Source organism: Psychrobacter sp. UBA3483 (assembly GCF_002377905.1).
Classification (GTDB): domain Bacteria; phylum Pseudomonadota; class Gammaproteobacteria; order Pseudomonadales; family Moraxellaceae; genus Psychrobacter.
In genome coordinates, this window is the sequence record NZ_DFQS01000028.1 from 1 (window position 1) to 14,308 (window position 14,308).

A 14,308-nucleotide genomic window follows, 5' to 3' on the forward strand; every position below is an offset into this window, starting at 1 on the left:
TTTTATTTTGAACTGACTATATTATTTTGCTTTGCTATTAAAACCAACCATCATCTAACAGACTCTTTATCATGTTAAACAACCCTTTTTATCTAAGATTGATTACCCTAACCGGCACACTGATTATTTCTGTGAATATGGCAGCAGTCGCAGCACAACCAACAGACTCAATTCAAACCCTTTCCATTAAAGAGCAATCAACCATTACCTTACCAACTACAGCAACCAAAGCGACTTCAAACGAAATATTATTAACCCCTGCATCATTAGCCAAAGTGCCTGCAAGTAAAGCAACTTTAACCACCACAACATTTACAGCCTCCAGATCAAACTGTATCGCTGATAGTGTCATTACCGCAGCTGAGCTATCAGCTACGCGTGATAACGGTCCTTTTACGGTGGCGAGTAAAGCCATTCCTCGTCAGTTAGCAAATGGCTTTGGCGGCGGCACCATTCATTATCCTACCAATGCTGGAGACTGCGGCCTGTTAGGCGGCATCGCAGTGATTCCCGGTTATGTGTCTTATGAAGCATCGATTAAATGGTGGGGTCCGCGTCTGGCATCTTGGGGATTTGTGGTGATTACTATCGACACCAACTCTATTTATGATGACCCCGATAGCCGTGCGACGCAGTTGAGCGCCGCCCTCGATCATATTCTGAGCGATAGTACGGTAGGTGCGCAAATAGATAGCACACGTTTAGGCGCCATCGGTTGGTCGATGGGCGGTGGTGGCGCGCTGCAGTTAGCAACCCAGCGCAGTGACGTTCGCGCCATTATTCCGCAAACGCCCTATCATGATAAAAACTACGGCATTATGGACACGCCCGCGTTATTTATTACCTGCCAAAATGACCGCATTGCCTCTAATAAGAAGTACAGCAGTGCGTTTTATAATCATGCTGCTGGGCCAAAAATGAAGATTGAAATAAAAAACGGCAGCCACTTTTGTCCAAGCTATCGTTTTAATGAGATATTACTCAGCAAACCGGGTATTGCTTGGATGCACCGCTACATCAATGAGGATACTCGCTTCGATAAATTTTTATGCCATAACGAAAACTATGGCAACAGCCCTCGTATATCCGCTTACGATTATAAAGATTGTGGATAAGCACTGCTCTTAAATCGCCTTGCATTTAATACTTTTCCTCACTTATCTTTTTTAAACTTACATATTTATAGTGCTGATATCCTTTTGCTTACAGACTTTGCATGCTCAAAAAATCATAATCAAAAACTATGCATATTTATTGCTATGACTAACAATTAAAAAAACTCATAAAATAATGATTAAGGAAGAATATCAATGACCGATAAAATACATGATTTAGGCGCAGGATTTTGGAATATTCGCGGTACGTTTCGCATAGGCGGCGTCCTTAATATAGGTACTCAATGCTCACTGATTAAGTTAGATTCAGGGCGTTTTATCTTTTTGGATAGCTATAAGCTTACTGGCGACGTACGCGATGAGGTAATGACCTTAACCAATAATGGGCAAGATGTTGAAGCTGTGCTCAACGTCCATCCCTTTCATACGATTCACTGCGCGCAGATGGCAAAAGATTTCCCGCAAGCGACTTTTTATGGCAGTCGCCGTCATCATAAAAAAATCCCTGAGGTGCAATGGGCAGACGATTTGGTCGAAAGCGAGGCCGTCGCCAAGCGTTATCCTGAGCTAAAGTTTTCTATGTCAGAAGGCATTCACTATATCTCACCCAATGAGATGATTCATGCAGGGTCGCTGTTGGCCTTTCATCCTGCCAGTAAAAGCCTACACGTCGATGACACCTTTATGAGTCCGCCAACCAAACTCCTAGAAGCGGTGTTGCCTGAGCTGTTATTGCACCCAACCACCAAAAAAGCGCTCAAAGATGAGCCTGATGCTGGCAAGCAATACTGCGATTGGGCGACCAATTTGGCACATGAATGGCGTGAGGTACGAAACTTTTGCGCCGCGCATTCTTATTTGGTGAAGTTTAAGGAAGGCGAGTTTGAAAAAGCCTTATTAAAAGCCATTGATAAAGCGCGTCCGAAGCTTGAAAACGCTTAAACGTTTAGATGCTTAAGTTGAATGAATTAGAAATTGATAATAAAAAGGCTGCCTCGCTATGATGGACGAGGCAGCTCTTTTATTTTTGAGTGTCTATATCAGCTTTATTTTTTAGATGAGCGTTATTTTACCAGACTACTTAAGCCATTGAGGTTATTTCTATAAAACAATAACTCCGCAAGCTCTGCCTCATTACTGATAATATCCGCCAAGGTATAACGCTCAAGGACGTTGATAAAAGCAGTCAGCGCTTCAAAGAATACCTGCTTTAGCTGACAGACGGGGCTAATGATACAGCCTGATTTGACCACCGCACTGGCCTCTTCGTCGATAAGCGTCAAAGCCAAATCTTTAGCAACCCCGCTGTCTTCACTAATAACTGGACTATTCGCCGTGCTATTAGTATTAACATCGGGTTTAGCAGTTACTAATAAGTCAGTCGAAAAACATTCAACCAAATTAAAGTCTGGCTCAATTTGCTTAATCAATACGCCCAAATTGATATCTTTTGGCCGACAAGCCAAGCGAATACCGCCATTTTTACCGCGTACGCTGTCGATATAACCAAGCTGCCCTAGTTGGTGAATAATCTTGGTCAAATGACTTTTAGAGATATTGTAGCTGTTGGCAATGTCACTGATGTTTGCCAATAGATGCGGCTCAGGCTTAATCGCCAAATATATTAATGAGCGCAGCGCATAATCACTATAGTTGGTCAGTCGCATTTTTTGCGCTCCCCTGTTTGAGATGAATATTAACTTGACGTTGTAAAATAACGTTGATCACGTCAAAACCTTATTAACCAAATAAGCCATCTGGCCGTTGGCGTGCCAGCATCGGTAAATAACTGATGCAAAATAGTGCAAAACAAGCAATCCAAGCACCTTGCGCCGTCATAATCCATAATAAGTAATGGCTCATATCGACCAATGGTAAAAATACTCGACTGACAAACGTCAGCACCATCAGTGCAAACATAAGATTGACGATTTTGGGCGGTTGATGGATACTGCGACCTGTATGACCGAGCGATACCCGCGCCATCATTGCTACTGTCATCATACCCACGCCAGAGATGGATAATCCATGGACGGCGATACTGTGGCTGTAACCGAGCCATGGCTGTAGTGCGTATAACACAAAACTCAGACACATGCCTAAAAACGCGATATATAACGACCATAAGAGTGGTTTTTGCCAAATGCCGCGATGATACCAGCCCGCTAAGCGCACGATATTGACCACCGCGACCCCAAGGGCACTGATGGTCAGCAAGTATTTATTGGGGTAAAATAAATCAACGAGGAAAAAAACAAAGAAAAACAGTAAACTTGCGATATCTTGTGCTTTATTATTACGTACTGTGACTTCTTCTTTTTCGCCTTTAGCGTTTGGAATACTTAAACCACGCTCGATAAAGAACGGCACCACGCGACGACCGATGGTCAACACTAGGCCGATAATCAAGTAAAAACCTAAATAGATACCTAACTTGGTCAAGTTCATATTGGCGCTGATAATGCCCCAATAGCATAGCGCATTACCGAGTGTTAGAAGCGTAAGCTTGGCTAAAATACCCATCTGCTTATATTGCTTCACTTGTAGCACTGCCCGAGAAATCACAAATGCCATCCAGCCGACAAACAATAAATCAAATATCGCCGCGGCATATAGTAAGGCTGCCCCGCTACCAGCAACCGTGATACCGAGGCCGAAAGCTACCCAGCCCAAGCGTGCCAGCAACCAACACATAAAGATACCGAGCAGCTTATAACCATGCGGCATCATCACACCCGTCCAGGTTTTCACTGCGGTCAATAAGAAACCTGCCACGACTGCCAGCGCATAGCCATAAATCATTTCATGGCCATGCCAATACAGCGGATTTAGCGTTTGCGCATCGATATCCGTGTGTCCGGTAAACACAAACGCCCATAGAGTCATTGTGATAATGGCAAACAATGCTGATGCACTAAAAAATATCCGAAAGCTCAAGTTGAGAATAGGATGCGGCGAGCTTGGTGGTTTGGTAGGTAAATTGATTGATTGCATAGCAAACTTCTTATAGTCAAAGTTAGAAGGTATGTCTTAAAGATATATTTTAAATGAATGTTATAAATAATACAACTGAAACTATATGACTGCTGCGGTAGATTAACGCACCTATTATATACAGCTTTGACTCATATAACGCGCTACACTGGATAACTTATATTATATTAATCTATATTCTATCACTTGTGGTAAATAACGGGGATTAAATAACTTATCGCAAATCACTCATGTCAGAGAATTTACGGCGGTATAAATGTAAATTCTAAAAGCTAAGCGCTAAAGTAGCCAGCACCTTGATATTTGCTTTCATTATTACCATCATCAATAGTGACCACCGTTAATTTGACTACGCAAATGGTACACCTTGAGGAGAATGTCATGACAGAAGCACATGCACCAATTGAGAAACGCAAAATCGTTAACCGATTTTTGACTCTACTGACTGAACAGCAACCACAGATGTACTATGCTACGACAGCAGAGATCGCGCGCAGTATCCATACGATGATTAAAGAGCATACCAATCGCCTGACAGTAGAAGAGCAAGCACTGACCCGCCGTATGTCTATTGAAGAAATCGAAGCGCTCTTGGGTTTCCATTCTAAACAGCATTAGAACAATCAACTTTTACAACAACCAACTTTTAAAATAGTAACTTTTTAGACCAATGACATCATCATTAAGAAAAAAGACCACCATCAAGGCGGTCTTTTCTATGTCGAGCGTTTAATTTATCTACCATGCCTAATTAGAATGGATACTCACGTGGCTCATGTTGTACCGAAATCCAATGCAAAGTGGTAAATTCTTCTAGTATCCACTCGCCATTAAAGCGCCCGATACCAGAATTTTTCTCGCCACCAAATGGCGCATTACTTTCATCGTTGACCGAGATATCATTAATATGGGTCATACCCGCCTTGATACCGCGCGCAAAACGCAGACCTTTTTCCATATCTTGGGTAAAGACGGCACTCGATAGACCATACATAGAATCATTGGCAATCGATAGCGCATCGTCTTCATCTTTGGCACGAATGATACCAACCACAGGGCCAAAGACTTCGTTACGTGATAAGTCCATGTCACGCGTCACCTCACTAAAGATATGCGGTGGCACGACTTGACCTTTAATCTCACCACTTAATAGCATCTTAGCGCCCTCTTCTTGCGCTTTAGCGATTTTTTCTTGTAGCGATTCGACTTGTTTTTTATTGATGATAGGGCCAACTGCGGTGTCTTCTTTATTAGGATCACCGACGTTTAGGGTTTTTACATGGGCGAGGAAACGCTCAACGAAATCATCATAAATCTCATCTTCGACAATGATACGATTAATCGCAATACAGATTTGACCTTGATGCAAGAATTTACCAAAGGCAGCCGCCTTCACCGCTTGCTCGATATCGGCATCTTTTAACACCACAAATGGGCTATTACCACCAAGCTCAAGCGCCACTTGCTTGATATAATCGCCGCCGTTGGCAAGCTCGCCGATACGCTTACCGACTGAGGTTGAACCGGTAAATGACACCAAGCTTGGAATATCGTGGGTGACAATCGCATCGCCTATCTCGCTGCCCGCACCAACCACCACGCTCAGCAAGCCTTTTGGCAGACCCGCCTCTTCAAATATCTTCGCCAATAGCAGACCACCGGTAATCGGTGTATCACTAGCAGGCTTAAGTACCACGGCATTACCCAAGGCTAACGCAGGCGCAATAGAACGCTGGGTTAAATGTAGAGGAAAGTTCCATGGGCTAATCACGGCAATCACGCCCATCGGCTCACGATAAATAAAGTTCTCTTTACCCGGCGTATTAGAAGGGCGAATCTCGCCATGCACGCGGTTTGGGAAAGTAGCTGCTTCAAGCGTAATCGCACGCGCACTACCAAATTCGACCATCGCTTTGATACGCGTACTGCCCGACTCTTTAATTAACCATTCAACGATTTCTTCTTGACGCTCATCAAAGATATTGACGACCTTGTATAAAACTGCTGCACGCTGGGCTGGCGTTTGTTTCGCCCACTCTGCCTGTGCTTTGGTTGCTGCATCAAAAGCTTCATCGAGCTGTTTATCGGTTGCTTGCTGAATCTCTACCAAGGTTTCGCCATTAAAAGGGTTGGTATCGGTATTGACGCTATCGTCTTGACCTTTTTGCCAAGTACCGGCGATATATTGCAAATGAAAATCGCTATAAGCGCTTTGTTGAGTGTTGTTATTATCGCTTGACATAATAATCCTTATTTATTTTAGAGTTGTTATTGAAATGCCTACTTAAAAAAGCATCTTTAAATAGAAACTTAGATGAAAATTTGGGTTACATAAGTTATATAAACAGTCGGCATAACTATTGTGCAATAAACATCTTCTATTAAACGTTAATAAAAGGTTTCTTAACAAACGCTACTTGCTAGACGACTGGTCTAATGCTAACATAGTAAGCATAAAAACAAGAATCATTTATCATTATGTATTGTTGAGAAAACGTAACGCTTAAAACTATTGTCAAAGTAACAATCTCAACCCTAGTTCCTATTTAACTGATTTCCATTCGATTATATAACCAAATAATACCTAAGGAGAACATCCTCTTCATGTCTGATATTACCACCCCTATTGCATCCGATACTAAGGCGCATCTGTTAGCGATAGGTTATAAGCTTATTGCCCAAAAAGGCTTTACCGCTGTCGGTATCAAACAAATACTCGATACCGCTGGTGTACCTAAAGGCTCGTTTTATCATTACTTTGCCTCAAAAGAAGCCTTTGGCGAAGCTATTATCGAGCATTATTTTGCTAACTATAAAAAGCGCTTAGAGTCGATTGCGGCTGAAGATATTAGCGCGCAACAAAAGATTTATAACTATTTTCAAAACTGGTATGACACCCAGCAAAACGGCTGCGACCATGAAAAATGCTTGGTGGTCAAACTCAGTGCTGAGGTGGCTGATATCTCAGAAACCATGCGTAAAGCTCTATACGCAGGTTATCAGCAAACCATCAACTGGATTGCTGAGCAAATAAAAGCAGGCTGGGTAGATGGCTCAATCCCTCATCCTGAGAATATCGCCGCTGAGAGTATGGCTAAGCGTTGGTATTTTGCATGGTTAGGCGCCAGTCTCATCGCTAAGATCAGCCAAACCGATACGCCATTAGCAGAAGTTTGGCTGATGACCACCTCGCAGCTTGGTCGCTAATTTATTATCGAAGTATATGACTAATAAACGACGATTTTCAGTTATACGATAGTTTTGTAAAATTAATAATAAATTACTAGACGACCGGTCTAATTAATGTAAAATACACCTCAATGGCAATAATCGCTATGGCGCATGTTTGCTATAACCGTTTACAAACAATTATTAAAACCAAGCTTTTAAACATCAAGCTTTTAAACACCACTCTTTAAAACTCACCTTACAACTTCTCATTAGCAACTAGGAATTTTATGAATAACTTTCAATATTACAATCCCGTCCGTATCGTCTTTGGCGAAGGCCAAATCAAACAGTTATCAGAGCTTGTACCTACCGATGCACGCGTATTAATCACTTATGGCGGTGGTTCAGCACAGCGTACTGGTACCTTAGATGAAGTAAAAAATGCACTCACGGCTAATGGAAACCGTGAAGTATTTGAGTTTGGCGGTATTGAAGCCAATCCAGAATTCACCACCTTGCTAAAAGCCGCTGACATGGTCAATGAACATAACATTGATTTCTTATTAGCGGTTGGTGGCGGTTCAGTCATCGATGGCAGTAAGTTTGTCGCCCTTGTTTCTTCATTAACCGAAGATGGCAGCAAAGATGGTACCGTTTCTCGTGAAAAAGCGTGGGATGCACTGACCAGTTATTGCAAAAATATCGACTCAGCGATTGATTTAGGTGCGGTACTGACCATTCCAGCGACCGGTTCTGAGATGAACTCAGGCGGCGTGATTAACTATAGTGAACGTCAAGCAAAACTACCCTTTGGCAACCCACTTGCTTTCCCTAAATTTTCAATTTTAGATCCTACCAAAACGTTAACCTTACCTGAACGCCAAGTAATGAATGGTGTTGCTGACGCCTTTGTTCATGTGATGGAGCAGTATCTTACCTATCCTATTAATGCCAAAGTCCAAGATGCCTTTTCTGAGAGTTTATTGAAAATCCTTATCGAGGAAGGTAAAGCGGTCAAAGCCGATCCAGAGAATTTAGAAACGCGTAAAAACATCATGTGGACAGCAACCATGGCGCTGAATGGTCTAATTGGTACTGGTGTACCACAAGATTGGACGACGCATATGATTGGTCATGAATTGACCTCACTCCACGCGATTGACCATGCTCGTACGCTCACGATTGTACTGCCGTCAGTCATGCGTGAGCTTAAAGACAGTAAAAAAGACAAATTGCTCCAATATGCGCGTAACGTTTGGAACATTACAGATACAGATTTAGACGACGATACCGTCATCGAAACTGCTATTGTGCATACTGAGAACTTCTTCCGCGAGCTTGGACTGCCAGTGAGCTTAGAAGACGCAGAGTTAGATAAGTCGGCGATTGACCCTATCATCAAGCAACTTGAAGCGCACAAAATGGTGAAATTGGGCGAACATGGTAAAAATGATTTAGACGTATCACGCCGCATCTTAGAACGCGCCGTGACGAGCAAAGCCTAATTATTTAAATTCTTATCATCGTAACTTTCTATATTCACGACAATCGGTAGCCATCCATCTTGCTATGGCTACTGACTTTAAGAATTTTAAAACGTTAAAAAACCAATAATGACAACCAATAACTAGAATAAGGAGCTTTAACATGAGCTTTAATGAACAACAAAACCAACAACAAAATCGTCAAATCAAACTTGCTAGTCGCCCTAATGGCGCTCCTACTAAAGATAACTTTGAGCTGACCACCAGCGACATCCCAACGCCTAACGACAAGCAAATGCTACTGCGCACGGTCTACATGTCACTTGACCCGTATATGCGCGGACGTATGAGTGCGTCAAAAAGCTATGCTGACCCACTAGAAGTCGGCGATGTGATGCTTGGCGGTACGGTCGCTCAAGTGGTCGAATCTAATATCGATAAATTTGCCGTTGGTGATTTGGTGGTATCAAATTCAGGCTGGCAGGATTATAGCGTCAGTGATGGTGAAGGCGTGCTAAAACTTGATAAGAATATGTCCAACCCATCTTATGGTTTGGGTGTCCTTGGTATGCCAGGCTTTACCGGCTACATGGGTTTGACTGATATCGGTAAACCAAAACAAGGCGAAACCTTAGTCGTCGCAGCAGCAACTGGTCCTGTGGGCGCGACCGTCGGACAAGTCGGTAAGCATTTAGGCTTACGTACCGTTGGTGTGGCAGGCGGTGCGGAAAAATGCGCTTATGCGGTCGAAGAGCTGGGCTTTGATATTTGTATTGACCATAAAGCCGACGACTTTGCCGAACAGCTGAAAGACGCTTGCCCAGATGGTATCGACATCTATTATGAAAACGTTGGTGGTAAAGTACTCGATGGTGTATTGCCATTACTAAATGCCCATGCGCGTATCCCAGTGTGCGGCCTAGTGTCACAATATAATGCGACTGAACTTCCTGATGGCAAAGACCGTCTCGGTATGCTGATGGGTCTTATCCTGAGCCAACGTCTGACTATCAAAGGTTTTATTATCTTTGAAGAGTACGGCGATCATTTCCCAGAGTTCTTAAAAACCATGGGTGAATGGGTTGAATCGGGTAAAGTTAAAACCAAAGAGCATATCGTCGATGGCTTAGCACAAGCGCCGCAAGCTTTCTTTGACATGTTAGACGGTAAGAACTTCGGTAAAACCGTGGTTAAAGTTGCCGACGTTCAGTAATGGTTATTTTAAATAGCGCAACGCTAAGAGCAACAGAATCTCTCAGCAATATTTAATAATCAATATCAATAATAAATAAGGACAATTATGAATATTTTAATGGTACTAACCTCACACGATAAATTAGGCGATACTGGCAAAAAGACGGGGTTTTGGCTCGAAGAATTTGCCGCCCCTTACTATGCTTTTTTAGATGCTGGCGTCAATATTACCTTAGCCTCTCCTGCTGGCGGTCAACCACCACTCGATCCGAGTAGCGATACGGAAGACGCGCAAACCAAAGACACCAAACGCTTTAAAGAAGACAAAGAGGCGCAAGAGCGTCTTGCCAATACCAAAAAGCTTGCTGACGTAAAAGCCGAAGACTTCGATTCTGTCTTTTATCCAGGCGGTCATGGTCCATTGTGGGATTTGGCAGTCGATAAAAACTCCATCGAGTTAATTGAAAGCTTTGTTAAGCAAGACAAGCCGGTTGCTTTTGTTTGTCACGCTCCTGCAGCGCTAAAAAACGTTAAAGTCGACGGTGAGTATTTGGTCAAAGGTAAAAAAGTTACGGGCTTTACCAATACCGAAGAAGAAGGCGTACAGCTCACTGACGTCGTACCTTTCTTATTGGAAGACGTTTTAAAAGCCAATGGTGGTGACTATCAAAAAGGCGCAGATTGGGAATCGTATGTCGTCGAGGACGGTCTATTGATTACCGGCCAAAACCCAGCCTCATCAGAAGAAGCGGCCAAACGCTTACTGGCTAAACTGAACGCTTAATATAAAATACCGCAACAAGGCTGACATCATGATTCGCTTACATCATCTTAATCAATCACGCTCACTACGTACGCTATGGCTACTAGAAGAATTGGGGCAACCTTATGAAATCATTAGCCATCAGCGCGATGCCAACACGCATCTAGCACCTGATAGCCTAAAAGCAATTCATCCACTCGGTAAATCTCCGGTTATTGAGATGGATGGCGAGCTTTACGCCGAATCTGGGGCGATAATCGAGCTATTGATTGAGCGTTTTGCGCCAGAGCAATTACGCCCTGCGACCGACAGCACTGATTATGGTCATTACTTGCAGTGGATTCACTTTGCTGAAAGCTCGCTGATGTTGCCGTTATTGCTTGAGCTGTTTACCACTAAAGCAGGTGTTGGCGACAATGCGTTTTTGACCCGTTATATCGCTCAAGAAAAGCACAAACTGCTGAGCTACTTAGATGACGAGTTGAAGGACAAAACGTTTATCGTCGGCAACAAACTAAGTGGTGCAGACTTCATGCTGTCGTTTGATTTAATCATGCTCGCTAAACGCGGTGCGTTAGAAGATTATACCCATATCAAACAGTATGCTTTGCAACTGACGAGCATTGATAGCTACCAACGCGCCATGCGTTTGGAAGCCAATCATGATGACTCTATTAAGCGCTAAGTAAGACATTTTAATGGTTTAATATGAAAAAACAGCTCTTTATGAGCTGTTTTTTTTATGGCCAATTCACCATTTAGGTCAATTTATAAAGATTTTAAATGCAAAACTTTTTCTCAAGCCAGCTATTCATAAAGACATTATCAGGATCATACTCGCGGCGTATCTCCAAAAAACGATTGAGCTTAGGATATAAGCTTTGCAGCTCTATACGGCTCAATTTATTCACTTTACCCCAGTGCGGGCGACCTTGCCATTTTTTCATATACTCGTACAGCCATTTAAACAATGGCTCACAGTCCATACCTTTATAGACGTGGAACGATAATACCGCGCAATCATCTCCCTGCGTAGGACTGAGCATGCCCGTCTCGCCTTTATGCGTGCGCACCTCAATAGGAAAGTGCGAGCCTTTATTGTCGTTTAATAAAATATGATTGACCTCTGAGATACATTCATCAAAATCAGATAACTTGATAAAATACTCAGATTCATTAAATTTGACGCCGCGCGGTGTCGGAAACACCTCGTAGCTATAGCCTTCACGCTTAGTATTAGGAATAGAGCTTGCTGATATTTCACTGACCTTTTTGGTCAGCGACGGCTTCATACGAGCCAGCTCACACAGTACATAAAAAGCACCATTTAAAGTGACCACACTGTCGAAATGGTCTTTAAGTTTCTGCGTGCTTGTCATCGCTTTGGGTGCTATGACTGACAGCGTCTTTTGCTGAATTTTATTGGTGCCGGGAAACAAAAACCATTCTAGATGACGATGGCTGTGCGCGGTTTCATGAAAACGTGCCAAGCCTTCTTCAAAATCTAAGACTTCGTTGGACTCTTTAAGTCCGTAGAGGTCGACCACTTTAAGCGTCAATTTGGTAAAAATACCAAGCATACCAAGGCTAGCATGTAAGGCATTACCTAGCTCGTCAGTGTTCGGGTCGCCGCGATGATGAGTATGCAGTTCTCCTTTACCATCGACCCATTCCCACGTCACCACTTGGTTGGCAATCGAGCCTAAAGTAATCCCTGTACCATGGGTTGCGGTACTGGCAGCCCCAGCAATGGTTTGCGCTTGCACATCGCCCATATTTTCTAATGCCAAACCATGCTCTTTAAGGGCCGTACCAATTTCATATAAGTAAGTACCAGCATGTAAAGTGGCAAGCTTCGCCTCTTTATCGACTGAGATAAGACCGCGCATATTATGTAAACTGACGGCAATTTCTTCAGGTTTCGCGCAGCCACTAAAAGAATGCGCCGCGCCCGTGACTCTAACGCGCTTTTTATTTGCCCGTGCATTTTTCACAATCTCTTGTAGTTCTGCAACCGATGAGGGCGTGAGTTTTTGCTCAGGGGCCGCACGCTCGTACCCTACCCAATTTTGCCATTCATTGCTTCCTTGCCACTGCCTTAATGAAAACATTTGCCCTCTCCTCGGTAAGTTATCATCGTTTGCTGCTTTTGTTCTTTGTGTGTTTTTTCCCTTTTCTCTGCAAGCGTTCCGTCGCTTACAAAACCGTTTCTTGCATAACTGTCGCTTGCAAAACCATCTGCTGCAGATTGTCGATAGCAAATAAGCGCATTAAAGTGCTCACACAGCTCGCCTGCTTTTGCATGGCGGCACCAAACCACATCGCCAATCCTCAGACGTGGCGTCTCATCATCATTGCCCGTTTTACCAATTGCCATCGGCGTTTGCACTTCGCCAAAACCTTCATCATTTAGTAATGATAAATGTTTAGGATAATGAATGACGGGCGCTTTATCGACACCTGTCGCACCCGAGGCAATAAAGCCGCCACTATGACAGGTAATGACGCCCTTTTCTGGTTGACGCGTCACAGGCAACACAAAGCCCGCGGCAGGCTGAAACTCAACCATGCTATCCATATAATCGAAATACGCCGGTTTATAATAGGCAGAACCGACCGTTATTTCGCTAACCTCAGGCTGGCTTGAGGTGAAATCCATACTGCCACTGCCGCCCCCATTGACGAGCTTAAGCGTATAACCTTGTTTTTTGAGATAGTCAACGATTGAGCGACGGCGCTTACTCACTTGTTTTTGTGAGCGGCTTTTTAGTAAACGAATCGCAGGCGATAACAAAGCTTTACCCGGTAAATGCTCGGGCAAGCCAGCAATTTGCGCCTCATATCCCATTACTGCACTGACGCTAACATTGGGGAATCTCTTGATATGTTTCAGAATTTTTTTAACGTCTTTGATGCTCATTAATGCCGAGCGTTTGGTACCAAAATAAAGCGTTGGTAGCGGCATCGACATATTGATATCGAGGCAAACATCAATGATGACATCATGAGCTTTGGCAACTTCATTGATTACATCCACATGTTCTGGGCGATCGACCATCCAAATCATGGTTGCGCCTTGCTTGGTATGGTTAAAGGTTGCGGTAACGCTTGCCATGTCCAAAGTTGGATAAGCGCAGAGAATATTATCAAAGCCATTTTCTAACAGATACACGGATTCGTCGGCCGCATAAGACATCAGCCCGATAAAATGCGGAGACTTATCTTTAATGTAATGAAGGACATCGAGAGAACGGATAGACTTGGTCGCCAAGCGCAGTTGCACGGCCTTAGTTTTTTGATTGACCAGTGTTATATTATGATCGAGCGCGTCCATATCAAGCCACGCACTCGGGGCTTTGGGTGGAATAATGTGGGCAAAATCCATTTTACTTTCCTTGTAGCGGCCATTAAATATAGCCCTGTATTTCTTATTATACTGTCATTATGCCTCCAAAAAAGAGGATAAATCAGCATCATAGTTTGAACCTAGAGCGTAGCTCAGTCAAGCGCCATATTTATAAATAATAAACGGTTGTTAGGTTGTTTAAATACATTCAATTGAGCAGCCCATGGCTAAAAAAGTCTAA

13 protein-coding genes are annotated in these 14,308 nt (G+C 43.3%); 8 read left to right on the forward strand and 5 right to left on the reverse strand.

Translation table 11 applies throughout. From position 1 onward, the window contains the following. Positions 1-71 precede the first annotated feature (71 nt). Both B2866_RS04845 and B2866_RS04850 read left to right on the forward strand, forming a co-directional pair. Positions 72-1,115: a dienelactone hydrolase family protein gene (locus B2866_RS04845; protein ID WP_296191177.1), complete on the forward strand. Its 1,044-nt coding sequence runs from the start codon at positions 72-74 to the stop codon at positions 1,113-1,115. Between the two features lie 195 nt (positions 1,116-1,310). After that, positions 1,311-2,057, forward strand: coding sequence for a hypothetical protein (locus tag B2866_RS04850; RefSeq protein WP_296191178.1), 747 nt, complete (start codon positions 1,311-1,313; stop codon positions 2,055-2,057). 122 nt (positions 2,058-2,179) lie between these two features. On the opposite strand, the gene B2866_RS04855 is transcribed toward B2866_RS04850, so the two are convergent. After that, positions 2,180-2,782 carry an Rrf2 family transcriptional regulator gene (locus B2866_RS04855; protein ID WP_296191179.1) on the reverse strand — a complete coding sequence of 201 codons (603 nt, stop codon included), beginning with the start codon at positions 2,780-2,782 and terminating at the stop codon, positions 2,180-2,182. Positions 2,783-2,855: 73 nt separating this feature from the next. After that, entirely contained in the window at positions 2,856-4,109 is a 1,254-nt protein-coding gene (locus tag B2866_RS04860) for an NnrS family protein (RefSeq protein ID WP_296191181.1), read from the reverse strand. Positions 4,110-4,490: 381 nt separating this feature from the next. Between B2866_RS04860 and B2866_RS04865 the strand changes: the two genes are divergently transcribed. After that, complete coding sequence (locus tag B2866_RS04865) at positions 4,491-4,727, forward strand: hypothetical protein (protein WP_296191182.1); 237 nt, start codon at positions 4,491-4,493, stop codon at positions 4,725-4,727. A 133-nt stretch (positions 4,728-4,860) separates the two neighbouring features. Here B2866_RS04865 and B2866_RS04870 read toward each other — a convergent pair whose 3' ends face one another. Then, a complete protein-coding gene (locus B2866_RS04870) occupies positions 4,861-6,351 on the reverse strand; it encodes an aldehyde dehydrogenase family protein (protein WP_296191186.1) in 1,491 nt (496 codons plus the stop codon). Positions 6,352-6,713: 362 nt separating this feature from the next. Here B2866_RS04870 and B2866_RS04875 point away from each other — a divergent pair, with 362 nt between their 5' ends. The 5 genes from B2866_RS04875 (at position 6,714) to B2866_RS04895 (ending at position 11,406) form a co-directional block, all read left to right on the forward strand. Then, positions 6,714-7,316 (forward strand): TetR/AcrR family transcriptional regulator, encoded by a 603-nt coding sequence (locus tag B2866_RS04875; RefSeq protein ID WP_296191188.1) that lies wholly within the window; start codon positions 6,714-6,716, stop codon positions 7,314-7,316. A gap of 251 nt (positions 7,317-7,567) precedes the next feature. Beyond that, on the forward strand, positions 7,568-8,785 hold the full coding sequence (locus tag B2866_RS04880; RefSeq protein ID WP_296191190.1) for an iron-containing alcohol dehydrogenase: 1,218 nt from the start codon (positions 7,568-7,570) through the stop codon (positions 8,783-8,785). Between the two features lie 142 nt (positions 8,786-8,927). After that, positions 8,928-9,977, forward strand: a complete 1,050-nt coding sequence (locus tag B2866_RS04885; RefSeq protein WP_296191192.1) for an NADP-dependent oxidoreductase — start codon at positions 8,928-8,930, stop codon at positions 9,975-9,977. Between the two features lie 87 nt (positions 9,978-10,064). Beyond that, positions 10,065-10,742: a type 1 glutamine amidotransferase domain-containing protein gene (locus tag B2866_RS04890; protein WP_296191194.1), complete on the forward strand. Its 678-nt coding sequence runs from the start codon at positions 10,065-10,067 to the stop codon at positions 10,740-10,742. Positions 10,743-10,770: 28 nt separating this feature from the next. Beyond that, positions 10,771-11,406: a glutathione S-transferase family protein gene (locus B2866_RS04895; RefSeq protein WP_296191195.1), complete on the forward strand. Its 636-nt coding sequence runs from the start codon at positions 10,771-10,773 to the stop codon at positions 11,404-11,406. 94 nt (positions 11,407-11,500) lie between these two features. On the opposite strand, the gene B2866_RS04900 is transcribed toward B2866_RS04895, so the two are convergent. After that, positions 11,501-12,832, reverse strand: a complete 1,332-nt coding sequence (locus B2866_RS04900) for a D-arabinono-1,4-lactone oxidase (protein ID WP_296191198.1) — start codon at positions 12,830-12,832, stop codon at positions 11,501-11,503. Next, positions 12,820-14,106 carry an alanine racemase gene (locus tag B2866_RS04905; protein ID WP_296191200.1) on the reverse strand — a complete coding sequence of 429 codons (1,287 nt, stop codon included), beginning with the start codon at positions 14,104-14,106 and terminating at the stop codon, positions 12,820-12,822. The genes B2866_RS04900 and B2866_RS04905 overlap by 13 nt, the downstream gene beginning before the upstream one ends. Positions 14,107-14,308: the final 202 nt, after the last annotated feature.